This window comes from Chryseobacterium sp. FP211-J200, assembly GCF_001643375.1.
GTDB lineage: Bacteria > Bacteroidota > Bacteroidia > Flavobacteriales > Weeksellaceae > Epilithonimonas > Epilithonimonas ginsengisoli.
Window position 1 is genome coordinate 71,748 of sequence record NZ_LSHB01000003.1, and the last position, 26,820, is coordinate 98,567.

Annotated in this window: 19 protein-coding genes; 9 read left to right on the forward strand and 10 right to left on the reverse strand. The window is 38.8% G+C overall.

Features of this window, described 5'->3' with window-relative positions; translation table 11 throughout:
- Window positions 1-11: 11 nt before the first annotated feature.
- Window positions 12-677 carry a GTP cyclohydrolase I FolE gene (folE, locus tag AXA65_RS01145; RefSeq protein ID WP_034975871.1) on the reverse strand — a complete coding sequence of 222 codons (666 nt, stop codon included), beginning with the start codon at window positions 675-677 and terminating at the stop codon, window positions 12-14.
- Window positions 678-858: 181 nt separating this feature from the next.
- Here folE and AXA65_RS01150 point away from each other — a divergent pair, with 181 nt between their 5' ends.
- Genes AXA65_RS01150 through pyk form a run of 5 tightly spaced genes read left to right on the forward strand, consistent with a single transcriptional unit; the run spans window position 859 to window position 5,037 of the window.
- On the forward strand, window positions 859-1,098 hold the full coding sequence (locus AXA65_RS01150) for an acyl carrier protein (RefSeq protein WP_002976354.1): 240 nt from the start codon (window positions 859-861) through the stop codon (window positions 1,096-1,098).
- A 25-nt stretch (window positions 1,099-1,123) separates the two neighbouring features.
- Window positions 1,124-2,371 (forward strand): beta-ketoacyl-ACP synthase II, encoded by a 1,248-nt coding sequence (gene fabF / locus AXA65_RS01155; RefSeq protein WP_063968300.1) that lies wholly within the window; start codon window positions 1,124-1,126, stop codon window positions 2,369-2,371.
- A gap of 9 nt (window positions 2,372-2,380) precedes the next feature.
- On the forward strand, window positions 2,381-3,151 hold the full coding sequence (gene rnc, locus AXA65_RS01160; RefSeq protein WP_063968301.1) for a ribonuclease III: 771 nt from the start codon (window positions 2,381-2,383) through the stop codon (window positions 3,149-3,151).
- Window positions 3,126-3,599: an IPExxxVDY family protein gene (locus AXA65_RS01165; protein WP_063968302.1), complete on the forward strand. Its 474-nt coding sequence runs from the start codon at window positions 3,126-3,128 to the stop codon at window positions 3,597-3,599. Before rnc ends, AXA65_RS01165 begins: the two co-directional genes overlap by 26 nt.
- A complete protein-coding gene (pyk, locus tag AXA65_RS01170) occupies window positions 3,592-5,037 on the forward strand; it encodes a pyruvate kinase (protein WP_063968303.1) in 1,446 nt (481 codons plus the stop codon). Before AXA65_RS01165 ends, pyk begins: the two co-directional genes overlap by 8 nt.
- A gap of 73 nt (window positions 5,038-5,110) precedes the next feature.
- On the opposite strand, the gene AXA65_RS01175 is transcribed toward pyk, so the two are convergent.
- Together AXA65_RS01175 and AXA65_RS01180 are read right to left on the reverse strand one after the other, a co-directional pair.
- On the reverse strand, window positions 5,111-7,186 hold the full coding sequence (locus tag AXA65_RS01175) for a S8/S53 family peptidase (RefSeq protein ID WP_063968321.1): 2,076 nt from the start codon (window positions 7,184-7,186) through the stop codon (window positions 5,111-5,113).
- A gap of 60 nt (window positions 7,187-7,246) precedes the next feature.
- Window positions 7,247-7,960, reverse strand: a complete 714-nt coding sequence (locus AXA65_RS01180) for a hypothetical protein (RefSeq protein WP_063968304.1) — start codon at window positions 7,958-7,960, stop codon at window positions 7,247-7,249.
- 152 nt (window positions 7,961-8,112) lie between these two features.
- On the opposite strand from AXA65_RS01180, the gene dnaE reads away from it, so the two are divergent.
- From dnaE to AXA65_RS01195, 3 genes are all read left to right on the forward strand, one after another.
- On the forward strand, window positions 8,113-12,762 hold the full coding sequence (dnaE, locus tag AXA65_RS01185; RefSeq protein WP_063968305.1) for a DNA polymerase III subunit alpha: 4,650 nt from the start codon (window positions 8,113-8,115) through the stop codon (window positions 12,760-12,762).
- A 232-nt stretch (window positions 12,763-12,994) separates the two neighbouring features.
- Window positions 12,995-13,780: a T9SS-dependent choice-of-anchor J family protein gene (locus AXA65_RS01190; protein ID WP_063968306.1), complete on the forward strand. Its 786-nt coding sequence runs from the start codon at window positions 12,995-12,997 to the stop codon at window positions 13,778-13,780.
- A gap of 157 nt (window positions 13,781-13,937) precedes the next feature.
- On the forward strand, window positions 13,938-15,002 hold the full coding sequence (locus AXA65_RS01195; RefSeq protein ID WP_063968307.1) for a T9SS type A sorting domain-containing protein: 1,065 nt from the start codon (window positions 13,938-13,940) through the stop codon (window positions 15,000-15,002).
- A 423-nt stretch (window positions 15,003-15,425) separates the two neighbouring features.
- On the opposite strand, the gene AXA65_RS01200 is transcribed toward AXA65_RS01195, so the two are convergent.
- Window positions 15,426-17,450 carry a M13 family metallopeptidase gene (locus AXA65_RS01200; protein WP_063968308.1) on the reverse strand — a complete coding sequence of 675 codons (2,025 nt, stop codon included), beginning with the start codon at window positions 17,448-17,450 and terminating at the stop codon, window positions 15,426-15,428.
- Window positions 17,451-17,700: 250 nt separating this feature from the next.
- Here AXA65_RS01200 and AXA65_RS01205 point away from each other — a divergent pair, with 250 nt between their 5' ends.
- Window positions 17,701-19,311 (forward strand): Na+/H+ antiporter, encoded by a 1,611-nt coding sequence (locus AXA65_RS01205; RefSeq protein WP_063968309.1) that lies wholly within the window; start codon window positions 17,701-17,703, stop codon window positions 19,309-19,311.
- 71 nt (window positions 19,312-19,382) lie between these two features.
- Here the strand turns inward: AXA65_RS01205 and AXA65_RS01210 are convergent, their stop codons facing one another.
- From AXA65_RS01210 to AXA65_RS01235, 6 genes are read right to left on the reverse strand one after another with little or no spacing between them, the layout of a single operon-like run.
- The gene (locus tag AXA65_RS01210) at window positions 19,383-19,745 is read right to left on the reverse strand and encodes a PleD family two-component system response regulator (protein WP_063968310.1); all 363 of its coding nucleotides are present in this window, start codon (window positions 19,743-19,745) and stop codon (window positions 19,383-19,385) included.
- A 17-nt stretch (window positions 19,746-19,762) separates the two neighbouring features.
- Window positions 19,763-20,338: a chemotaxis protein CheB gene (locus AXA65_RS01215; protein WP_063968311.1), complete on the reverse strand. Its 576-nt coding sequence runs from the start codon at window positions 20,336-20,338 to the stop codon at window positions 19,763-19,765.
- A gap of 5 nt (window positions 20,339-20,343) precedes the next feature.
- On the reverse strand, window positions 20,344-21,174 hold the full coding sequence (locus AXA65_RS01220; RefSeq protein WP_063968312.1) for a CheR family methyltransferase: 831 nt from the start codon (window positions 21,172-21,174) through the stop codon (window positions 20,344-20,346).
- On the reverse strand, window positions 21,174-21,539 hold the full coding sequence (locus AXA65_RS01225; RefSeq protein WP_063968313.1) for a response regulator: 366 nt from the start codon (window positions 21,537-21,539) through the stop codon (window positions 21,174-21,176). Before AXA65_RS01225 ends, AXA65_RS01220 begins: the two co-directional genes overlap by 1 nt.
- 18 nt (window positions 21,540-21,557) lie before the next feature.
- Entirely contained in the window at window positions 21,558-25,172 is a 3,615-nt protein-coding gene (locus AXA65_RS01230; protein ID WP_063968314.1) for a response regulator, read from the reverse strand.
- Window positions 25,173-25,176: 4 nt separating this feature from the next.
- Window positions 25,177-26,643, reverse strand: coding sequence for an ATP-binding protein (locus AXA65_RS01235; protein ID WP_063968315.1), 1,467 nt, complete (start codon window positions 26,641-26,643; stop codon window positions 25,177-25,179).
- Window positions 26,644-26,820: the final 177 nt, after the last annotated feature.

Genomic DNA, 26,820 nt, shown 5'->3' on the forward strand with positions numbered 1-26,820 from the left:
TTTTATCATTATTAATCAAATTTTGCGTGACTTCCTACATAATGCAGAAATTCTTGTCTTGTAATTGGATTGGTTCGGAAAATCCCACTCAATTCTGCAGTAATCGTTGAACTTGCGGTATCTTTTATCCCACGACAATTCACACAAAGATGTTTTGCATCGATGATACAAGCGACATTGTTTGTTCCTAAAGCTTCTTTTAAAGCGTCAACAATTTGCATCGTCAATCGTTCCTGAACTTGCGGACGTTTTGCGTAATAATCTACAATTCTATTGATTTTTGATAATCCAATAACTTCTCCACTGGAAATGTAAGCTACATGCGCTTTCCCGATAATCGGTAAGAAATGATGCTCGCAGAAAGAATAAACCGTAATATCCTTCTCAACCAACATCTGGCGGTATTTATATTGATTTTTGAATGTGGAAATTCCAGGTTTATTTTCCGGAAGCAAGCCTCCAAAAATTTCGTTCACGTACATTTTTGCGACACGTTTTGGAGAATCTTTCAGGGAATCATCGGTCATATCAAGACCCAATGTTTCCATAATTTCGCCAAATAAGCCTTCAATCTTCTTTATTTTTTCTTCCGGTTTCAGATCAAAAGCATCTGGTCTGAGAGGCGTGTGATCTTTTCCTGTAAACAGATCATCATCATTGTCAGGAATGTGTTCCATAATATCATTAGTAATAAGAAGCAAAAATAAACAAAATTTATCTACTCCATGGAGAGTAAATCTAAAGATTTGATTATAAAAAGGATAGATTTAGAAAGTGTCTAAAAAACTAAAAAAAAATTGAAATGATTTGATTTTTTATATATTTGCACCAAATTAACATAATTAAAAATAAAATACTATGTCAGACATTGCATCAAGAGTAAAAGCTATCATCGCTGATAAGCTTGACGTTGAAGAAACAGAAGTGACTCCAGAAGCTAGCTTCACAAACGATTTGGGAGCTGATTCTTTGGATACTGTTGAACTTATCATGGAATTCGAAAAAGAATTCAACATCCAGATTCCAGATGATCAAGCAGAGAAAATTACAACTGTTGGTCACGCTATCGCTTACATCGAAGAAGTTGTAAATAAATAATATTTATTCAAGACAAAAAAAATTTATGGAATTAAAGAGAGTAGTTGTAACCGGCTTCGGCGCTATTACACCGATTGGAAATAACGCGAAGGAATACTGGGAAAGCCTTAAAATAGGAGCAAGTGGCGCTGCCCCGATTACTCTTTTTGATTCCACTAATTTTAAAACCAAGTTCGCCAGTGAGGTGAAAAACTTTGACCCTCTTAATTATTTCGATAAAAAAGAGGCGAAAAAGATGGATAGAAATTCTCAGTTCGGCCAAATTGCCGCAAGAGAAGCTATCGCTCACGGTAGACTTATTGAAGACAATGTCGATAAAAATCGCGTTGGTGTGATCTGGGGATCAGGGATCGGCGGACTGGAAACTTTTGAACAAGAAGTTTTAGGTTTTGCAGAATCCAAAGGTATTCCGAGATTCAATCCTTTCTTTATTCCAAAAATGATAGCGGACATTACTCCAGGAAACATTTCTATCGAATATGGTTTCCACGGGCCTAATTACACAACTGTTTCTGCTTGTGCTTCTTCTGCCAATGCTTTGATCGATGCAAAAATGCTTATTAACTTAGGCAAAGCGGACGTCATAGTGTGTGGAGGTTCAGAAGCTGCTGTAACAGCCAGCGGAATGGGAGGTTTCAACGCTATGCACGCACTTTCTACAAGAAACGATGATCCGAAAACGGCTTCCAGACCTTTTGACAAAGACAGAGATGGATTTGTATTGGGTGAAGGCGCAGGATGTATCATTCTTGAAGAATACGAACACGCAAAAAAACGAGGTGCAACAATCTATGCAGAATTAGCTGGTGGCGGAATGAGTGCTGATGCACATCACATGACAGCTCCACACCCTGAAGGACTTGGCGCTTATCTGGTAATGAAAAATTGTTTGGAAGATGCTGGTGTAACTGCCGATGAAGTAGACCATATCAACATGCATGGTACATCTACTCCACTGGGAGACATCGCAGAATCTAATGCGATCGCAAAATTATTCGGGGAACACGCTTTCGATATTCAGATCAATTCTACAAAATCAATGACAGGCCACCTTTTGGGAGCGGCAGGTGTTATTGAGGCCATTGCTGCATTACACGCAATCATCCACGGTATTGTTCCGCCGACGATCAATCATTTTACTGATGATGAAAACATCGACCCAAGATTGAATTTCACATTCAATACTGCGGTTGAAAAAGAAGTTAACATCGCTATGAGTAATACTTTTGGTTTTGGAGGTCACAATGCTTGTGTTCTTTTCAAAAAAATATAATATGTTTTTATGGAGTTGAAAAGTTATTTTTCTAAATTCCTTCTTAAAAACAGAGCACAAAAACTTTCGGAAAAAGATATTCTTTTTCGCAAAAACATTTCAAATATCGTTGGCTATAACATCCATGATATTGAGATCTTTAAAGAAGCATTCTCTTTGAAATCTTCTTCAAAAAGTACGAATAAAAAAAATTACGAACGTCTTGAGTTTTTAGGGGATTCTGTTTTAGGAACCATTATTTCTTGTCATCTTTTTCAAACTTACCCGAATGAAAATGAAGGATTTCTCACGCAGATGAAATCCAAGATCGTCAACAGGAAAAACCTTAATAAACTAGGCGAAGACCTTAAATTAAGTTCTCTTTTACAAGCTGATACAAGCCAAACGATCCTCAGTGAAAATATTTCCGGGAATCTTTTGGAAGCTTTGATCGGTGCACTTTATCTCGACATTGATTATGAATTTTGTAAGAAAATCGTCTTAGACAGAATTCTTACACCTTCTACCATCAACAAGTTGGAAAACAAGATCATCAGCTACAAAGGTCTTCTTTTGGAATGGAGTCAAAAGAAAAAGATCCCAATCAAGTATGAAACCTGCGAAGAGATCCAGCCTAACAAGGTCATGGTTTTCCGTTGTCACGTTTGGCTTCACAACGAAAGGATCGCCAATGCAGTAGAAACCTCTAAAAAGAAAGCAGAGGAGAAAGCAGCGCAGAGAGCATTTTACGTTTTGAGTAAAAAAGAAAACATTATTGAACATCAAAAAACAATATCTTAAACTAGAAGAAGATCTTACAGAGATCAACGTCGGATTGATTAGACTTGCCAAACCAATCCCAGAGCACGAATTGTTTTTTTCCATCAATAACATCAATACTTTTAAGTTCAAGAGAGTTGATGATATCCTCATAAAAGGCGAATATTTCGACCATTCTTTTTCGCGATATCAGGCTTACGACCGTTTTTCCAAAAACTGTTATAGCTTCATTTCGAATCGATCGATCTCATCTGTCCAGAAAAAATTACAAAATCAGCTTTTTTCAGATGAATCAAATATTAAATTTTTACTAAATCTGCACCAAGACGTAGATTACATTTTAACTAATACGGATATGTTTGCGGAATTTTCGTTAATTTTGCTCCCGGAAAATTTTGTCTTCCAAATTCAAGAATATCCATTGAGCTCTGAAGAAGAGCTTTATCAATTAATTCAATATTATGAATAAAAACCTTAAGAAAACAAAGATCATTGCAACACTAGGACCAGCATCTTCCAGCAAGGAAACGATGATCCAAATGATCCAAGCCGGTGTTGATGTATTTAGAATAAACTTTTCACACGCAGATTATGATCTGGTGATGAAAAATGTCAATATCATCCGCGAGATCAACAAAGAATATGGCTACTCTGTATCTATTCTTGGAGATCTGCAAGGACCAAAACTAAGAGTTGGTGTAGTAAAAGAAGGATCTTTCCTTAATCCTGGAGATATTCTTACTTTCACCAATGAAAAAATCGAAGGAGATGCTACAAGAGTTTACATGACCTATCAGCAGTTTCCTCAGGACGTAAAAGTTGGAGAGAGAATCTTGATCGACGATGGTAAATTGGTTTTCGAAGTTATCGAAACTAATAACTTAGACACTGTAAGAGCAAAAACAATCCAAGGTGGGCCATTGAGTTCTAAAAAAGGTGTGAATCTTCCTAACACAAACGTTTCTTTGCCTGCATTGACAGAAAAAGATATTGAGGATGCAAACTTTATGTTGGACAATGAGTTTGACTGGATCGCATTATCATTCGTACGTCATGCTCAGGATATCATCGACCTAAAAGATCTGATGGCTAAACATCCAAACAACAAAACCAAAACGCCGATCATTGCTAAGATCGAGAAACCAGAAGGTGTGAAAAACATCGATGAGATCTTGCTAGAGTGTGACTGTCTAATGGTTGCCAGAGGAGATCTAGGTGTTGAAGTTCCTATGGAGCAAGTGCCTGTTATCCAAAAGAACTTGGTAAACAAAGCTAGACTTTATGCAAAACCAGTGATCATCGCAACTCAAATGATGGAGACTATGATCAACATCCTTACGCCTACAAGAGCGGAAGTAAATGACGTTGCAAACTCTGTTCTGGATGGCGCTGATGCAGTAATGCTTTCTGGAGAAACTTCTGTTGGAAAATATCCAGTTGAAGTAGTAAGCAACATGGCGAAAATCGTTAAGAATATCGAGAAAACAGCGCTTTATTCAAAACTAAATCACGTGATCGAAGAAAAGATCAACTGTGTGGACGAGCGTTTCATCACTGATAAAGTTTGTCGTTCTGCAGTGGATATCGCCAAATCTACAGGTGCTGAAGCTATCGTAACGTTGACCTCATCTGGTTACACTGCTTTCCAAATCTCTGCACACAGACCTTCTTCTCACATCATCGTTTTCAGTAACAGCAAACGTGTGATCACGATGCTAAACCTACTTTGGGGTGTTAGAGCTTTCTATTATGACATGGAAAAATCTACAGACGAAACGGTTATCCAAGTGAATATGTTGACTCATAATTATGGATTCGTAGAGCAAGGTGATTATGTGATCAACCTGAACGCTATGCCGGTTCACAACGGTGGAAAAACAAATACATTGAGATTATCTACAATATAATTTCAAGTTATATAAAAAAGAAAAAGACACCAAATTACTTTGGTGTCTTTTTTTATTATAGAATGTTTTAAAATTATTCCTTAATGATCTTCTTAGAGATCGTTCCAGTTTTTGTTTTGACATTAATGATATAAACTGAGCTTGGAAATTTGTTTAGATCAATGGTCTGAGATTTTGATATTTTAGAATTTTCATGGATCAATTTTCCATTCATATCGAAGACTGCGATTCTCTCAATATCAGTTGGAGAAGAAACATTCACCATACCTGTTGTCTTTGTAGGATAGATCTTGATATCTTCTTTAATTAAATTATCCGAAGCTAAAGTGATCTTCTTTGTTCCCGTTGCAACCCAAGCAAAATCTTGTGTAGTAGCGTTACCTTCTTGGTTCACCAAAGTATTCTTGTTTGTCACTTCTACCCTATACACTCCATCTGCAATGGGATTATTGATGACAATCTGCTCAACGTTGTCCACGGTATTGTCACCTTTGATTGCATTGGCATTTGGGTCAGCAATGTCCAATTTCCAAGGATAATAGACGGTTCCAGAGCCAATTTCCACAACTCTTAGATCAAGGTCATTCACAATCCTTGACGTGTGATTCTGTTGAAGGTCTATATCTGTTGTAAAAGGTGTGATCGCTGGATCGACCCAAGAGATACTTACCTTCAAAGGTTCTGTTCCTGTTGCCTTTATTTCTTTTGTAAAGCTAACATTAGATTTCAAATTATCTTTTTGAAAGTACGCATCTTCCGTCAATCTATTAACCAAAACCTGAGCAGCTTTCTTTCCATCTACCAATCCCCAGCCGTACCAAACATCTGGACCTGGCCTACCCGCCTCATTTGCGGTGTGGGTCAAAAGCACTTTCATCTCGTCTGCAGTGAAGATGAAATCATTATTCCCAGACATATTTCGTTGGATCTGCGTCAATGCGCCAGCAATTCCAGAAACGATTGGTGTTGCGAAAGAAGTTCCAAATGTAGCCGTATAAGCAGTGATCGTATTATTTCCGATATAACTTGCCATGACCATATTGACACCCACCGCAGTGAGGTCTGGTTTCACAGCGCCATCCTTTCTTGGTCCAGCACTACTGAAAATCCCCTTTACCACATCGGTGGCCTGAGTATATTTGTTGTTGGGTGTCGTCAGTTGATTCACAGCGCCTACAGTGATGATATTCTTCGCAAGAGAACCAAAACCGATGCAATTGTAACCTAAACTACAGTTGGCGGCAGGAATCACATCACCATCTTCAAAAGGAACATAAGCACCATTTTTGAATTTATATTTTGCTTCAGTACCAGTTGGTCCTCCGCCGTAATAGTTTCCGGTAGATTTCACAATGATCTGCTGCGGATTGGAATAGACGATCTTATCAAAATTATAATCATTTTCATAATAAGCGCCAGAATAGGTATCTAGAGCATTAAGGTCATAGTTAGCATACCAATACCATCCAACTACGGGATAGTAAGGCGGATTTGCAGTACTCACATAGGTCCAGCCGACATTTGTTCCATAAGAGTGATTTGAAATATTGATATTAGGAATGGACACTAATTTTTCAAAATTTGTCCCAAGTGCCGTTGCGGAAAAACTGTAATTATCTGTCGTTCCTAATGGAAGGACACCTTTTGCATTCGCTTTTGAATAACTTTGACCACCAGATGTAAAATTTCCGGTCGCAAGTCCATTGCCTATTAAAACATTGGTAACACTGGTTGAGTGGGTGTATCTTGTGGTTGTCGCCGCTTCTTTGTAAACAGCACGTCCAGCAATTTGCTCATGATTATCCTGAGGTCTTCCACTGTCAAAAACTGTAATTTTGATTCCATTTCCCGTAACTGCAGCAGCACCTGTAACAGAACCACTTTGCAATTCATCGATATTGGAAGTTGCATTGGCTCTGGTTTCTTCTGTTGTATAAAAAAAAGGCATTCCGCCTGCGAAACCTGCAAGATTACTTTTTAAGCTGTCTTTTTCCTCAATGGAATATCTAGAATTTTTATTGAAAAAAGCATCCAACTTTTTTTCATTTTCTAATTTTTGTTTAGCGAACTCATTTTTCAGTTTAAGATCCTGAGCATTAGAAAAATAAAAGGAAAATAACATCCCAACACTTAGTACAATTTTTTTCATCTCGATAACTTTTTGCAAAGATAAAAAATACTTGGTTGAAATCCCTTTTAAACCTTTCAACTATTTCTTTCTGAATTTCTTATATGAAGTCTCAAAATGGAGCTTCAAATTTCCAACATCTTCCTCACTGCAATAGCCATATTTCAGGATAGTCATCGTATGGAAGCTTTGAAGAGAATAATACAAAAAAGAATTAATCTCAGGAAAAGCCAATCCCAGCGAAATAAAATACTCATCGGTCAGATTCTCTCGGATCCATTCCACCAGATCCGTAACTCCCCATTTATTATCAGGTCCACCAATTGTAAAACCTTGCCCAACTGGCTGTACAAATTCTCCAGGTTTTGGTTTCATCAATTCTCCACTGGATCTGGTTTTGAAATAGACTTTCAAATCGTTATTCAAAGCTACTTTTTTCTTATTTTCATTGAAAAGTTTAGAATCCTCATCAAGATTACCAGACAACTTTTTCTTGACCTCAACCTCTTCAATTTCTGTGATTAATTTTATTAGATTAATGAATACTTCATCCGTATTGGTGATCTTCAACACCTTCCTTTCATAACCTTCTTTCACAAATCGGAGCTCATCACCGAGATCTGCATTAATGATAAACTGACCTTGGGAATTAGAATAAGTTTTTTCCTGAGAGTTGATATTCACGACCAAAACTTGACTCACCAAAACCGAATCGGACACAGTTTTCCCATTGATCCGTTGAGAATAAACTTGTTCGAAAAGCAGTAAAAAACAAGAGAATAAAAATATTTTCAAAGGCTATTTTTTATCAAAAATAAATTTAATTCCGACTTACAAATGACATTTAACCAGGATTAACTTTTTTATGAACAATTAACAAAATCGGGATTCCAAAGCATTTTATTTCTCTGTTTAAAACCTTAACTTTACGCAAAATTACAATGTAGATGTACTTAGTTTTCGATACAGAAACCACCGGTTTACCCAAAAATTTCAACGCACCGCTCTCAGATTCAGACAACTGGCCAAGAATGGTTCAGATCGCCTGGCAGATCCACGATGACAATGGAAACCTGATAGAAAACCAAGATTACATCATCAAACCAGAAGGTTATGACATCCCGTTCAACGCGGCGAGAATCCACGGAATCACAACTAAAATAGCTAATGAAGAAGGTCGGGATCTAGAAGAAATCCTGGTAGAATTTTCTAAAGCTTTGGAAAACGTAAGAGTGGTTTCGGGACACAATGTGGAGTTCGATTACAATATCGTTGGCGCAGAGTTTTTCAGGAAAAACATTACAGATAATCTGCAAGAAAAACCAAGAGCTGACACGATGATCTTGGGAACAGATTATTGTCAATTGGCTGGCGGACGTGGTGGAAGGTTCAAATCGCCAAAACTGGAAGAACTTTACGAAAAACTCTACGGACACAAGTTTGATGAAGCGCACAACGCGGCAGCCGATGTGAATGCAACCGCTCAGGTTTTCTTCGAAATGATGAGAATCGGCGTGATTCCAACGGATGTTTTGAAAACTTCTGAAACCCAGTTAAAAGAATTCCAAACCCACAACCCAAATCCGATAAAACCTTTCGGAATCGTCATCAGAAGACAGGTTGCGAGTTTTAACAACAAGAAAAAACAATCCGATGTTGGCAGTATTGATGACATAGACCTTGGAAAATATTTCAACTTCGACAATCACAGTGTTTTCTCCACTTTGACGGCGACGACCAATATCAATGACCTTATCAAAAAAGCAACGGATGAGAATTATGCTGCGGTTGGTATGGTGGACATTGGTAATATGATGGGCGCTTTCAAATTCGTTTCTGCAGTTGAAGACACCAATTCTGGAAGAACTAAAAAGCACAAAGAATATTTGGCTAAAAAACAGGAAGCCGAAGAAAAAGGAGAAGCTTTCAATGAAGAAGAACCAAATACAGACCAGTTGATTCCAATTGTTGGCTGTGAATTTTTCATTTCTAACAGATATGAACAAAAACAATTTACCAAAGATGACCCGGACAGAAGAACACAAATGGTGTTGCTGGCAAAGGATTTCAATGGTTATAAAAACTTAATTAAACTTTCCAGTATTGGTTTTCAGAAAGGTTTCTATTTCGGCGTTCCAAGGATCAGCAGAGAATTGATCTCTCAATATAAAGAAGGACTGATTGCCTTGACTTCCGGGATCAACGGCGACATTCCAAATACTATTTTAAATATTGGAGAACAAAAAGGGGAAGAACTCTTCCAGTGGTGGAAAGAGGAATTTGGTGATGATTTTTATGTGCAGATCCAAAATCACAATTTACCTGAGGAAGAGCATTTGAATGAAGTTCTACTTCAATTCGCTGATAAATACAATGTAAAAATTCTTGCTCAAAACGAAACTTACTACACCAACAAAGACGATGCAAATATCCAAGATATTTTGGGTTGCATCAAAGATGGTGAGAAGCAGTCAACGCCTATTGGTAAAGGCTTTGGGAAAAGAAAAGGTTTGACGACCAATGAATATTATATCAAAAGTCAAGATGAATTAAAACAAGCTTTCCTTGCTTACCCAGATGCCTTCGAGGCTTACGAGGAGTTTTTGGCTAAGTTCAAACCATACACCTTGAAGCGCGATGTTTTGCTTCCGAAGTTTGATATTCCAACAGAATTCATAGATCCGGAAGATGAAGCTGATGGCGGAAAACGTGGTGAGATGGCTTATCTTAGACATTTAACATACGAAGGTGCGAATAAACGTTATCCGGTCATTACGCCTGAAATTCAGGAACGTTTGGATTTTGAGTTGGAAGTTATTGCCAACACAGGTTATCCGGGTTATTTCTTGATCGTTCAGGATTTCTGTAACGAGGCTCGAAATATGGGCGTTTCGGTTGGTCCAGGTCGTGGATCGGCGGCTGGATCGGCAGTTGCCTATTGTATTAAAATCACTAATGTTGATCCCATAAAATATGATCTCCTTTTTGAGAGATTCTTGAATCCAGAAAGGGTTTCGATGCCCGATATCGATATCGATTTTGATGATGAAGGACGAGACAAGGTTATCAAATGGGTGGTTGAAAAATATGGTCAAGAGCAGGTGGCGCAGATCATCACTTACTCGGTTTTGGGAGGAAAATCGGCGATCAAAGACGCTGGCAGAGTTCTCGACCTATCAATTCCAGAAACGAATATGATCGCGAAATTGATTCCGCCAAGTCCGGGAATGAACATTGCGAAAGCGCTTTCAAAATATGACAAGCTGAAACCTGAGGATCAACAATTGGTTGATGAGATGAAGTTCATCCTCTCCAACTCAGACGATTCGAGATTCTCGGTTTTGGAAAGTGCTAAGAAAATGGAAGGCTGTATTAGAAATACGGGAATTCACGCTTGTGGTGTGATCATTACGCCGGAACCTGTGAGCAATTTGGTTCCTATTACGATTGCGGCGAAAGATGCAGACATTCTGGTTTCACAATTCGATAACTCGGTGGCAGAAAATGCTGGTCTTTTGAAGATGGATTTCCTTGGATTGCGAACTTTGACCATTATCAAAGATGCGGTGAAACTCGTGAAAGAACGTCACGGTGTTGATATTGATCCGGACGAAATACCTTTGGATGACGCCAAAACTTATCAATTATTCAAGGAAGGAAGAACAATCGGGATTTTCCAGTACGAGAGTCCGGGAATGCAGAAATATATGCGTGAACTGAAACCAACAGTTTTCGCCGATCTGATCGCGATGAATGCATTGTACCGTCCAGGTCCTATCAAATATATCCCGAATTTCATTAATAGAAAACACGGAACCGAGGAAATCATCTATGACCTCGAAGAGACTAAGGAATATCTCGAAGAAACTTACGGAATCACCGTTTATCAGGAACAGGTAATGCTTTTGTCTCAGAAATTGGCCAACTTTACGAAAGGTGAAGCCGATACTTTGAGAAAGGCGATGGGTAAAAAACAGATCGAAGTTCTGAACAAAATGTACCCGAAATTCATAGAAGGTGGTAGGAAAAACAACCTCGATGAAGAAAGACTTGAGAAGATCTGGAATGACTGGAAGGCCTTTGCAGAGTACGCCTTCAACAAGTCCCACTCTACTTGTTACGCTTGGATTGCTTATCAAACTGCTTATCTGAAAGCGAATTATCCTGCAGAATATATGGCAAGTGTGATGAGTAACAACATTAACAATACCGCTTCTATCACGATGTTCATGGAGGATTGTAAAGCCATTGGCGTGGATGTTTTGGGACCGGATGTGAATGAATCTCAATATAAATTCTCTGTAAACGAGAAAGGACAAATACGTTTTGGATTGGGTGCTATCAAAGGAATTGGTGAAGGTCCAAGTGAAGCGATCGTCACATTCAGGAAAGATGGAAGATATAAGAATATCTATGATTTCTTTGAGAGAATTCCGCCTTCGCAAGTAAATAAAAGAGTGGCGGAAAGTTTGGTAACAGCTGGAGCTTTTGACGAATTGGATACCTATCACCGTGGACAATATTTTGACATCGATACAGCTGGGAAAACCAATATCGAAAGACTTTCGCGCTACGGACAAAGTTTCCAGGACAGCAAGAATGAAATGGACAATTCCTTGTTTGCAGATTTTGCTGAGGAAGTTCAAATCGAGCAACCGAAACTTTTGCCTTGCGCTGAGTGGCCGAATATGCATAAACTCAATAAAGAGAAGGAGATCATTGGATTCTATCTATCAGCGCATCCTTTGGACGAGTTTAAATATCAGTTCAAATTTATGCAAGGAGTTCTATCTAAAAAAGCAATCCTTGATGAGAAGAAAGACGAAATTCCAGTCTTGGATGAAGTAATACCAATCCTTGAAACCGACAATACGCCTGATGAAGAAGTACCTGACATTTTGGTTTCTGATGAAGTGGGATTGGAAGATGAGATCATTGAAGAGTCTGGAAAGAAAGCAGAACCGAAGGGCAATTTTAATTTCTTGAATCTGGATGAAGTGGAAGCTTTCAAAGATCTGGCATTTCCTCCGAAAGCACCAGAACTTTTCGAAGAAAAGAAAAGCTGGAAGGACAAGATGAATGAAAAAGACAACACGAAAGAATACACTGTTGCCGGCCTAATTACGGAATATCGCGTTGCCGATGGTTTCCGAAGTGGAGAAAAAGTAGCGTTTGTCTTGTTGGAAGATTACACCGGTTCCTACTCTTTCCGTTTGGGGGACCGTGATTATATGCGTTTGAAAGATAAATTAGAAGTTCAGCGCTTTGTCATAATGAAACTGAAATTCTCACAAGGAAAAGACGGACGGGTTTTCGTCAACGTTAATGATGTTCTGGAACTGAAAGAAGCTTTTGACAAGTTCGCCAGAAGCTTATCCATTGTTGTTCCTTTGGATTCTTTGCGCAGAACAGATATTGAATTCTTTAAAGAAAAACTGATAGAGAATCAAGGTGAGCAAAAATTGAATTTCTTTATCAAAAATCCCGAAGACCAATCTGTTTTGGAAGTGGTGAGCATGAAACATCACATTAATATCAATGAAGATCTTTTGGAGGTGATTCATTCTATAAATAATTATGAAGTTTTCCTGAATTAATAACTTTAGGCATTAATTCCAATTATTTTAATAAAATTAATAGGCTTTGTGGTTGTTTTATATAAATAAATCAATCATAAAGCGAAAATTTATTTTTTTTCACACATTACAAAAATCATTATTACAATCTTTTACTTAAAATGTGTGAAAAAAAATAGTTATTGCTAAAAAATATTATGTTTTATTAAATTAAATACACTACATTTGTTTGATTAATATAAATTAAACAATTATGAAAAAACTTTTACTATCTGCATTACTTGCAACATCAGCAATTTTTAATGCACAAGCATTCTCAGAAGGATTTGACACAACTGCACCAGGATGGACTGTTCTAAACGGAGGAGACACCACTACATGGGGCTTGTGGAGCAGCTACACTTTCACTCCTAGAACAGGAGCAGGTATGGCAGGAATCCAGTATCAAGACGTCAATACCACTTTGGGCGCACACGATGATTATTTGATCAGTCCCGCATTTACAGTTACAGCCAACGTTTCTGACAGACTAAGATTCTTCGCAAGAAACAGAAGCGCTACATTTGCAGAGACATTCAGCGTTAGAGTATTTGAAGCTACACCAACTGCGGGAGGATATACTGGAACCCTTGGAACAGCATTGAACCCATCCGCTACAGCATGGTCTGAGTATACTTACGACTTGAGCGCCTATGTTGGAAAACAGATCTATATCGCTTTCCATTCCCAAACAAATGACCAGTGGTTTTTAGGAATTGATGATGTTTCTGTAACCAATGCTGCGACATTGGCTGTATCGGATACAAACAAAGACAAATCAACTGTTTCTGTATTCCCTAACCCATTCACAGATGTACTTAAAATCTCTGATGTGAAAGGCGTGAAATCTGTTTCTATAAATGATATCTCTGGAAGAGAAGTTAAATCTCTTGCTCCATCTGCAGAACTTAACCTTTCTAGTCTAAAAGCAGGTTTATATATCGTAAATCTAAAAATGGAAGACGGAAGCGTTAAAACTTTCAAAGCAATCAAAAAATAATTTTAATTAAATTATTTAAAAAATGAAATGGCCTCGTTGCAAACGAGGCTATTTTTTTTTGACATCAACAACCAATATCTTATTTTAGTGTTAATATTCTTTTTTAGATTGGAAAAAAATTCTATATTCGTATCAGTTTTAATAAATTTATAATATTATGAAAAAAATTCTATTCTCTTGCCTTTTGGCATCAGCCTCTGGATTATTCTTTGGGCAATCAGTTTTTACTGATAATTTTGAAGCGGCAACGCTCGGAAACTTAGGTACAGACATTACAGGCGTTACCGCAGGACAAGGAGGGTGGTACATTACCGCTGCTGCTGCTGCCACCAATTCTGCAGCTAGTAACTTTCAAGTTGAGAATAACACGGCAGTACATGGAAAAGTATTATCTATCCTTGGATCAGCTGGTCCTACAGGTACAAAACAGATCAACCAGAACAACAAGTTAGTTTCCGTATGGGGAACTAGAACTCCTGGCAATGATATATTAACATATGAGTTCGATGTCTTTTCAGGTGCTACAACGACCTCGCAAAACACGGGTAGAGTTTATCTTTGGGATGGTTCCGCTGCTAATAAATGCGTAATCGGTTTCGCGCTTAATATGGCGACAAAACAACATACGCTTGTTGCATATATTGATCCAGCAGAAGTAAATCCATCAGAAACTGGCGAAGTAGGAAATTGGGGTTTTACTTTCAATACAGCTTTAGAAGCAAATACATGGTATAAGGTTGGACTTGCATGGGATTCTGTAACTGGTGAGATAGCTTATAAAATCATCAACGAAACGACTGGTGCCGTTGTCATAGACCAATTCTATAATGGAGCAGGTGTTGGTGCTGTACCAAATTTGGCAAACATCCAGGTTCTAGCTGTTCCAAATACAACTGTTATTGCCAACACTGTTGCAGCAAATCTATTATTTGATAATATCCAGTTGAAAGCAACTGATTCTATCGACTTATTGGCTGTGGGTGATGTAGTTGATACTAAGAGTAAACTCTCGGTTTACCCTAACCCATTCACAGATGTTCTTAAGATCTCTGATGTAAAAGGTGTTAAATCTGTATCTGTAAATGATATCTCTGGAAGACAAGTTAAAACACTTGCACCTTCTGCAGAACTTAACCTTTCTAGCTTGAAATCTGGACTTTACATTGTTAATCTTCAAATGGAGGATGGAAGCGTAAAATCTTTCAAAGCAATCAAAAAATAATTCTTTAGAATTATAATCAATACAGAAGCCCACTCAAATGAGTGGGCTTCTTTTATTTAAGATAAAAAGCAAGCTTGCTTTGACTTAACACTAGGCCTGCTTTGACTCGATACCAATTTTAGCCTTATTAGATGGCTAGCTTCTCACCTGTCAGCAGCGAGCTTCTTAACACCACATAATACTTTAGCAATTGATCAAAAGCATGCCTATCCTCAATCAATTTTGCTCATGGTATTGGCCAAGAGCAGGCGTAGATTGTAAAAATGATATTTTAATTGTTAATTTAAAATGATGTTGCAAATATTTTAAAAACTCTTCTTGCAGAGGATCTTATTTTTAAAAAATAAAACTTTAGACTCCACTTTTAAACAAAAAAGACCCGTGCAATCCACGGGTCTTTGTCGTCTTATTTTGAGATGGACCTTACCAGATCTTCACTCTTTCTTCTGGTTTTTTGTAAAGCTTGTCGCCTTGTTTTACGTCAAATGCTTTGTAGAAAGCTTCCGTGTTTACCAATGGTCCAAAACTTCTGAAAAGTCCTGGAGAGTGCGGATCGGTCTTTACTTGGTTGGTCATGAACTTCTCGGTAGAAAGCGTTCTCCAAACGGTTGCCCAACTAAGGAAGAATCTCTGGTCTGGTGTATAGCCATCAATTTTTCCAGGATTTCCTTTATCTTTCAGGTACATTTGTAATGCATCGTAAGCGATATTGACACCACCTAGATCGGCAATATTCTCTCCATTGGTAAAAGTTCCGTTCACGTGAACATCTTTCACCGGCGAATATGTGTCATACTGAGCTGCAAGACTTTTAGTTGCTTTCTCGAAGTTGGCCTTGTCCTCGGCAGTCCACCAATCTTTCAGGTTACCATCGCCGTCGAATTGTGCGCCACTATCATCGAAACCGTGTGTCATCTCATGGCCAATAACCGCTCCAATTCCTCCAAAATTAACCGCAGCATCAGCATTGGCATTGAAGAAAGGCGGCTGAAGGATTGCAGCAGGGAAAACGATCTCGTTGTTTACTGGATTATAATAAGCATTCACAGTCTGTGGAGACATTCCCCATTCTGCTTTATCAACTGGCTTTCCAATTTTTTCCAATTCCTTAGCATAATGCCAGCTGGAAACGTTTTGAAGGTTACCATAAAGTGTTCCGCCATCTTTTTCAGACTTCAAAGTTAACTTAGAATAATCTTTCCAAGTATCAGGATAAGCAATCTTAACGGTGAATTTATTTAATTTTTCTAATGCCTTGGTCTTAGTCACAGACGACATCCAAGTCAGTCCGTTGATGTGAACTGCAAAACTTTTCTTAAGATAATCAACATAAGTCAACATCTGAGCCTTAGCCTCGGGCGTGAAAAATTTCTCTACATAAACTTTTCCAAAAGCTTCTCCCACAACGCCATTGATCAAACCAAGCGCTCTTTTGTTCAATGCTCTTTGCTCCTGCTGACCTTGCAAATATTTGCTGTAAAAATTGAATTTCATATCATCCAACTTTTGATCTAGGTAACCTGCGCTCCCGGAAACAAGATTGAACTTAAGATAATCCTTGATCAAAGGGATATTCTTCTCTGTCAGGAACGTATCCAGATTCTTGTAATATCCAAGCTCACCGATGATCACTTTATCAGTCTTGACACCAACTTCTGCCAGATATTTTGGAAGATCAACACTCTTCACCAAAGTTTTTAGCTCCGCCAAAGTCTTAGGATTGTACTGAAGGTTTGCATCACGGATCTGTTCGTTGGTCAGGTAGGTTTTTGCTATTGTCTTTTCAAAATCTACGATCTGTCCCGCAACCACAGCAGAATTCTTGTATCCGATCTCCGTAAGGACCTGAGCCACATACTTTTTGTATTCTTCGATGGTTTCTGTATTCTTCGGAGAATCTTTTTGATAATAATCTCTACCCAATCCCAAAGATGCGGAGCCTAGGTAAACGGCATTCATCTTAGAATCCTTCAGGTCGCCATCTACACCCCATTCGTAGAAAGAGTTGTCGCCTCTTTTGGTAGCATCTATTAGATATTTTTGAAGATCAGAAAGATTTTTGATCCCATCAATTTTTGCAAGATCAGCTTTGATCGGATTCAGACCATCAGTATTACGCTTATTCATATCCATGTAAGTTTGGTAAAGCGCTTGGATCTTCTGCCCTTCGGAACCGTTTTCGAATTTTTCTTTTAGGATATTATCCAAAAGTCCCAATGAATTCATATCAGTAGTCTCTCTCAATTGCGTGAAAGAACCCCAGCTCGGCTTGTCGGCAGGGATCTTGGCAGTCTTCATCCAAGTACCGTTGACATAATTATAAAAATCATCTTGCGGACGAACGGAAGTGTCCATATAAGTCAATTCCAAAGCGTTTTGTTTGGATTGGGCAGAAACAGTGCTTACCAAAGAAGCTAACATTAATGCTGTAAGTGAGATCTTTTTCATTTCTTGATAAAAATATTTGTTCTATATGTAGTTTTAAAGCGGAATTTGTTACAATCTTGCCCTAGAATTTTCAAAAACCTAAAATTAAGACTTATCAGCCGAAAAACTTCTATAACTCACTTACAATTAATACATTAATCACTATATCAATTTCAATGGTTTTATTAATTGAATTAATTTTTTCAGTAAATAGGATTTTAATGGATAGAATGATATTTTTACACATCAATTGATCACAATTCCTACACAAATGCATCACAATCTATTATTGATATTGGCTTTACTATTCTCGGTCTTCATGATGGTAATGGTAGCCCGGAAAATGAAGATCGCTTATCCCATATTCTTGGTCATTGCAGGATTAGCGATCAGTTTACTTCCCGGAATCCCAGAAATAGAACTAGACCCGGAACTGGTCTTTCTGATCTTCCTTCCACCATTATTATACGAAGCCGCCTGGTACACCTCGTGGAATGACTTCTGGAAATGGAAAAGGCCCATCGCTCTCTTGGCTTTCGGGTTGGTTTTCGCCACCTCTGTGATCATCGCCTACCTTTCTCAGGCCATGATTCCCGGTTTTACTTTAGCCTTGGGATTTTTGCTTGGCGGAATCATTTCACCGCCCGATGCAGTGGCTGCCAATACAGTTTTGAAAGGATTACCAGTTCCGAAGCGTATCGTGAGCATACTGGAAGGTGAAAGTTTGGTAAATGATGCTTCATCTTTGATCGTTTTCCGATTTGCTTTAGCAGCAATTCTGACGGGCAGTTTCTCTATGCACGAGGCTGTGGGACAATTCTTTTTGGTTGCCGGAATGGGAATCGTTTGCGGTATAGTAGGTGGTGGAATCATGTATCTCATCCACCGTTTTCTCCCGACAACCTCAGCGATGGATGCAGCACTGACGATAATGACGCCTTACATTTTATATCTTGGTGCAGAGCAGTTTCATTTCTCCGGAGTGATGGCTGTTGTGACAGGTGGACTTTTCATCTCCTATCGTTCTCATGAGATCTTCAAAAACGGAAATACGCGTGTCAATATGATCGGTGTCTGGACAACGGTAATTTTTGTGATGAATGCCATGGTCTTCATCTTAATTGGACTGTCTTTGCCCTCCATTATTCATGGCTTGGAAGAAGCGTCATTAATTCAAGGGATCAAATATGGTGTGATCATCAGCGTAGTCGTAATCGCCATCCGCTTTTTATGGATCTATCCTGCGGCGTTTGTTCCGAGATGGCTTTTCAAATCGGTAAGAAAAGAGCAGCATCCTGGTTGGAAAGGACCGCTCGTGATCGGTTGGGCAGGCATGCGTGGTGTGGTTTCTTTGGCAACAGCACTTTCGATTCCATTTTTGATGCCGGATGGTTCGCCATTTCCACACCGTAATTTGATCTTGTTCATTACCTTTATTGTGATCTTCATTACTTTGGTTGTGCAAGGTCTGTCTTTGCCTTTCATTGTCAAAAAGCTTAATATGCCAGCAATGGACGTCGTTCTGCCACAGGAGCAGCAGGAAGCGCAAATCCAAATTAGACTAAACAGATTGGCACTGAATCACATTAATACCAATTACAGTGATGACCTACAGCGCAGCAATCTTCTCAAAAATTACCGCATGCAGATCTCATTGGAAACAGAGAACACAGAAAATCAGCTTGATCTGATGGAATGCAACAATTGTACGACCCAAGAAATCGATAATTTCGAAACAATACTGAAGGAGATCTATGATAAACAAAGAGTAGAGATCTTCCAGATGAGAAAAGAAAAATATTATGAAGACGAGGAGATCAGAAAAGCTGAGCTTCAACTCGACTTGAACGATCTAAAGATCAATCCGGATTTTCATTCATAAAAATTAAAAAAACTCTTCGTTAATCGGGAAGAGTTTTTTAGTTGTCAGTTATAGAAGTTGAGAAATCAGAATTATTTCAAATTCATATAATGCGCCACTTTCTCTTCCAGATCTTCCAGATTAAAAGGTTTCGCCACATAATCATCTGCTTGTGCACTTTCTGCCAACGCTGCAATATCATTGTTTGCAGTGACATAAATGACAGGAATATCTTTGAATTCCTCGTGACTTTTCAGAAGTTTTGTAGCTTCTACACCTCCAATATTCGGGATCCAATTGTCCATCAGGATCACATCTGGACGGACCTTTGCAACTTTCTCTATGATGTCGTGCGATGTCTCGGAAATCTCCACCTTGTATCCATTTTCTTCAAAAATGATACTGATGACCTCGAGGATACTTGCATCGTCGTCAAAAATTAAAATCTTATTCATTAGGTATATATAGTTAGTTATTTTAATTGATTAATATAATTTGCCAGTTCATCAGGCTTTATAATAAGATCATATTCCACATTTTGGATGGCTTGCCTTGGCATATAATCCACGTCGGCCGTTTCCGGGTCCTGGATCCACACTTTGCCTTGATTTTTCTTGATGTATTTCAAACCTTCCACACCATCGGCATTTGCCCCAGATAAGAGAACACCAACAACGCTTTGTCCAAAGATCTCTGAAGCCGACCTGAAAGTGACATCGATAGAAGGTCTGGAATAATTCATTTTTTCTGAACTGTCCAGTGAGACAGTCTTTCTATTTTCGAACAATAGATGGTAATCTGAAGGGACGATATAAATTTTATTGTTATCGATCTCTGTTTTGTCTTCGATCTCAATCACTTGAATGTTAGAAAACTGTTGTAACAAATTCGGTAGAATACTTGCAGCCTGTGCTTTGCGGTGAAGCACCAACAGAATGGGAAAACTTAGATCAGCATTCAAATTCTTGACCATTTCCAGAATGACCTGCAAACTACCTGCAGATCCTCCGATCACGACCAATCCTGTCTTAGCATCTCTTATCTCCATGTTTTCTAGTTATGATCCACTTTTCTCCATATCTTTTGACTATCGATCTGATGATAGAATTTACTCAAATTCGAAAAACGCAACGTTTCCTTGGAACCTAAAGCCAAGTAACCCAGATTCTCCAGACTTGCATCAAAAAGACCGAATACGCGCTCCTGCAATTCTCTATCAAAATAGATCAACACATTGCGACAGATGACCAATTGGAAACTATTGAATGAACTATCCGAAACCAAATTGTGTGTGGACAATATCAATTTTTCCTGAAGGCTTTTGTCAAATTTTGCCCCATCATAGTTCGCTGTGTAGTAATCCGAGAAATCCTTTTTCCCTCCAGAAAGCATGTAGTTTTCCGAATACGTTTTCATCTGATGCATCGGGAAAACGCCAGCTCGGGCAGTTTCCAAAACCGAAGGATTGATATCTGTTCCATAGATGAGACATTTGTGATAAAGTCCAGCTTCCTTCAACAAAATTGCAATCGAGTAAGCTTCTTCTCCTGTAGAGCAACCAGCCACCCAGATCCTGATCAAAGGAAAAGTTCCTAACTGAGGCAAAATATCCTCCCGAAGTGATTTGAAAAACAGTGGATCGCGAAACATCTCGGTCACGTTCACCGTGATCTCCTCGATAAAATGTTTGAAATAATCTGGCTCATTCAAAACCTGATAGCGCAGCTCAGCATAACTGGTAAATCTGTCTATCATGCATATCCGATTGATCCTTCTGGTGAAAGATGCCCGGCTGTAGAGAGAAAAGTCATAACCGTAAGATTCGTAGATATCCTTTATCAGGTGTTCTATTTCGTTATCTTTTACGATACTTGGTTCCAGCATTAGCAGTGTTTTTCTATAGCATTAAGTAACAGATCGACGTCTATTGGTTTTTTAATATAATCTTGTGCGCCCGCTTCCAGGCATTTCTGCCGATCATCGTCCATCGCTTGTGCAGTGACAGCAATGATTGGCATCTTGCTTATTTCCGGTGTATTTCTTATTATTTTAATAGCCTCATATCCATCTATTTCCGGCATCATCATATCCATCAATACGACACAGAAATCCTGATCTTCCTTCAAAATCCGGATGGCCTCATGTGCCATCATGCAACTTTCAAGTTGGTATTTGCGGGCTTTCAGGGTCAATCTCAAGGCAAAAATATTATTAGGATCATCATCCACGATCAAAATCTTTTTACTCATAAAAAATTCAAACAGTTTTTAATTTTCATATAACCAAACACGCAACAAAGATAGCAATTGATCGATATCCACAGGTTTTGTGATATAATCTGACGCACCAGCCTGCAGACATTTGTCCCGATCACCGATCATCGATTTTGCAGTGACCGCAATGATAGGCAATTTTTTGTAAGCTGGCATCTTCCTGATTTCCTGGATCGTCTCGTAACCATCCATTTCTGGCATCATCATATCCATCAGGACCACATCGATATCAGGATTTTGTTTGATCTGTTCGAGCGCCTGCTTGCCATCCATCGCCAAGACGACTTCTACCTTGTACTTTTCTAAAGCTTTGGAAAGCGAGAAAATATTACGAACATCATCATCTGTCACTAATATCTTTTTGCCACTCAAGACCTCTGTCAATGATCCTAAAGTTTTGTTTCTAATGATCTCTACAGAACTATTTTTTTCCTCGACCAAATGTAAGAACAATCCGACCTCATCTAAAATCCTCTGGTAAGAATGAGCCGTTTTCACGACTATAGAATCAGCATATTGCTTGATCTTAAGTTCTTCTGACTTGGATAGATTGCGTTCGGTAAAAATAATGATTGGTAAGTTTTCCAGACCTTCGTAAGTTTTTATCGATTCTATAATTTGATAACCGTTTCCTCTTGCCGGACCGATGTCCAAAATCACGCAATCTACTTTATCGGAGGTCAATGCTTTCACACTGTCTTCCAAGTTATCCTCAACGGACAAGGAAATATTGAAGTTGCTCAAGAAGTATGACAATGCATTGGCATGTCTCGCATTTTCTTCCACGATCAATACTTTTTGAGGTGAACGTTTCAATGCTTCCTCAATTTTTTTGAAGATCTCCGTCATCTGTTCCATCGCCACCGGTTTATTAATAAAATCGATAGCACCTTTCATTAGACTCTGTTGTCTCACGTGCAATGAGGACATCATATGAACAGGAATTGGCTTAGTTTGAGGATTAGCTTTCAACTCGTCCATCACTTGCCAACCATCTTTCACAGGAAGCTGAATATCCAGCAAAATAGCCGCCGGGCGATATTGTAACGCCGCAGAAATTGCATGATCGCCTCTCACGGCCACGATTCCTTTATAATCTTGACGCCTCGCATACTTCAACAATGCCTTGGCAAAATTGGTATCATCCTCTACAATGAGGATCACTTTATCATCATTCTCAATATTGTCTCGGTCATCTGGAACATCTTCAGGAATTTGCAGATCATTGATCGGCGTTGCAATCCCATATTCATTAAAATCGATGATGCTTTTCACTTCCTCTACCTCTTCTTCTCGAATAACCTGATCTAAGACCTCATCTTTCTGAAGTTTGTTTATTTTTGATTTTTCATCTTTTGGAATGATGAGACTGAACTCACTCCCTTCATTCACTTCACTTTCCAGAACCAACTCGCCACCCAGCAATTTTGCGATCTCGCGGCTGATGGACAACCCCAAACCAGTTCCGCCGAACTTACGTTGTGTAGAACCATCCGCTTGCTGGAAAGCTTCGAAGATGACCATCTGCTTATCTTCCGGAATTCCTATGCCTTTATCTTTGACAGAGAAAATAACGAAATCTTCGTTCTTAGGATCTTGTTTGATGCTCAGATCCACGCTTCCTTCTTTTGTAAATTTGATGGCATTTGACAAAAGATTTCTCAGAACTTGATCCAGACGCAAACGGTCTGTTTCGATAGTTTTCGCCAGATCATTTTCGATATTGATATTAAAGTCGATACCTTTGTTTTTGGCTATTGGCCCCATCAGATTTTTAAGGTCTTTCAACACATTATCCAAAGCAACTTCTTCGTATTCAAGGGACATTTTCCCGGATTCTATCTTGGCAAGATCTAATATTTCATCAATCAATGTCAATAAGCTTGTTCCGGAACTTTGGATCACTTTTGCAGATTCTATCTGATCTTCGTTTAGATTATCATCCGAATTTTCTGCCATCAATCTAGACAAGAGTAAAATTGAGTTCAGCGGTGTTCTCAACTCATGAGACATATTGGCTAGGAATTCTGATTTGTATTTGGTACTCAATTCAAGTTCTTCAGCTTTTTTCTGAATTTCTGAATTTCGTTCGGCAATCAAATGGTTTTTTTCTTCCAATAGTTTGGAGCGCTCTTCCAATTCTGTATTGGTCTGCATCAATTCTTCCTGCTGTACTTTCAATTCCTCTTCGGAGGCTTGAAGTTTTTGGGTCTGCGCTTCCAGTTCGGTATTCAGGTTTTCCAATTCGGAATGCTGAACCTGTAATTCTTCAGATTGTGCCTGAGTTTCCTCCAGCAATCTTTGCTCCTTTTCACGGCCTTTCGCAGCATTGAGTGCGATGGCAATGTTCCTGCTGCTCTCTACGAAATATTCGATCTGGTCTTGGTCATAATTCACCGTTGAACTCAGTTCCAAGATCCCGATACTTTCGTTACTCAAAATAATTGGAACCAGTATGATAGCGTTGATCTTGATCTTACCGCTTGCGAAGGAAATCGCAAAATCATTTTCATCAAGGTCATTATAGACCTTCGGCGATTTTTGAATAAAAGCCTGCCCTACCATTCCTTCTCCAATTTCGAAGGAGTGCTTCATGTTATTCTCCAACCCGTAAGCTGTAGTAAGCCTTAATTTCCCTTCGTCCACCAGATAAACTGCTCCATTGGTACAGTTTCCATATTCTATCAATTGATTAAGAGAATCTATGGTGACCTGACTTACAGATTTGTTTCCTACAAGCGCTTCATTGATCAATGCCAGACCTTTCTGATGCCAATCGCTTTTGTTGAGCTTATCAAAAGATTCTTTGAGGGAATCTGTCATATGATTCAGTGAATCCACGAGGTCGCCTAGGTCGCCGTCATAATCGTCTACCACTTTCACGCTGTAGTCGCCATTGGAAACTCTATTGGCAACCTGCTGGATCACATTGACCCTGTTGGAGATCTCAAAGTCTTTTGCTATCAGTTCTTTTTCAAGCTTGTCTCTTCTAAGCAGGTCATTTCTAAGTTTCACATAGAAAAATATTGTAACGCCAATGGCTGCAAGTGCGGAGAACAAAATAAAAAGAACGGTAGTATTGGATGAGTCGTTCAGATCTTTGCTCTTTTTAGACAGTTGAGATTCTTCAAATTGAACAAAATTATGGACCAGAATTCTACATTTGTCCATATAAACTTTACTCAGCATCATTTGATCTTGAGTCATTGCAATTCCGTTGCGCTTATTCTGAACAAACTGTTTCAGATTGCTCATATTCCCGTCGACATTCTGCTCTAGACCTCTCAGACGTTCAATCTGTCCTGTGTTATCAAGATCTAATGATTTGGCAAGTTCTATTGCTTTGGAATATTCATTGAGGCTCCGGTTGTAAGGCTCCAAGAAATCTTCTTTCCCCGTCAGCTGAAAACCCCTGTTTCCAGTTTCAGCATCCAAAAGCGCGATCAAAACATCCTTCACAGCGGTCATAGCCTTTCTGCTTTTGGAGACATTTTCACGATGTTCCATTTGTTTTTGGATGCTCCAATAAGATGCTATAGAACTTGCAATTAATATGAATAAAGAAAATCCGATCCCGAACTGTAGATTTCTTATAACTTTTTTCGGCATAAAATTAATTTAAAGGTAATGTGAAATAAAACGTAGAACCTTCTTCTACCACACTAGATAATCCAATTGTTCCATCATGCTGACTAATGATCTCTGAACAAATGTAGAGACCAATGCCCATACCTTGGAATTGAAGGGAAGACTCCTCCACCCGATAGAATTTTTTGAACACCGCATCCTGTTTGAAATCCGGAATACCGATCCCGAAGTCCGTAACACTTACTCTCACTTCATTTTCATCAACAAAAGTGGTGACAATGATTTGATTATTCTCTGGCGAATACTTGATAGCATTGGTCAGGAAGTTGATCAAAACCTGCTCGATCCTGATCTCATCAAAAGGAATCAAAATATCCGGAATGAAGCCATGCCTGGTGATCTTCACTTTATCACTATGGGTTTGGATAATAGTATCGATCGCATTATTGATCACAATATCCAAATTGGTTGGTTTTTTATTGATCTTGAGTTTTCCGTTATCAATTTTGGAAACATCCAATAAGTCTGTGATCAAACTGTTGAGCTTTTCTACTTGAGACAAGGCCTTTGTGACGTAACTCGCTTCTGCGTTCTCTTCGTTGACCTTCAGTTTACGTTCTAGCAGCTGCATGTAAGCTTTGATACTGGTCAATGGTGTTTTGAGTTCGTGGCTGGCAATACTTAGAAACTCGTCCTTTTCCTTTTCGACCTTTTTTTGATCGTCTATATCTGTAAAAGTCCCCACCCAATTCTTGACGGTTTTCCCATCAAAAACGGGAGACATCCTCAGTAGGTGAAACCTGAAATCTCCAGTCTCTCTATTTTTGATACGAATTTCCAATTGCAAAGACGTTCTCTTCTTTCTGCAACGTTCGAATTCCAGAAGAATGCTATGGTCATCCGGATGGGCTATTGGAAAAACTTTTTCCGAAGAAGAATAGTCATACCATTTGCTATTGACGAATGTCACAGCTCCACTCCCATCAAGGGTGAATGCTATTTGAGGCAAAGCTTCCAGCATCAGATGAAAATGATCTATTTCGGACCGCATCGTCACCTGAGCTTCCCTTCTCCCTTGCACTTCCAATTCCAGACTCTGTTGACTTTTCTTCATCGCAAGGTTATTCTCCTGCAGATTGTAGAAAGTTTTGACTTTCAGCAAAAGGATTTCTGGATCAATGGGTTTGGTGACATAATCCATACCTCCGGATTCATATCCACGGGTGATGAATTGCTTTTCAGTATTCACGGCAGATAAAAAAATGATAGGAATATCTTTGGTCTTGCTGTATCCTGCAAAAGACTCTGCTACTTCGAAGCCGTCCATTCCTGGCATTTGAACATCCAGGATGATCAGGGCGTAATTATTTTTAAGGGCTTTCACCAATGCCTGCTCACCAGATTCTGCGGTATCGACCTGAAAATCTTTGGATTCCAGCAGCTTTTTTAGTGAATAGATATTGTTTTGATTATCATCAACAATTAAAATCATAATATATAAATGGTCTAATGCCTGGTTTATATTTTCTTTGTTTCAAAAATACTCACATATTTTCAAAAAGCACGCCATTTTCTGGATCAGTTTCAAAACTTGGGGACTAGGTGAAAAGTTTGGATAATCTAAAAAGGAAAAATGCTATGTCTTTTACGCATCGAAGTTGTAATCTAA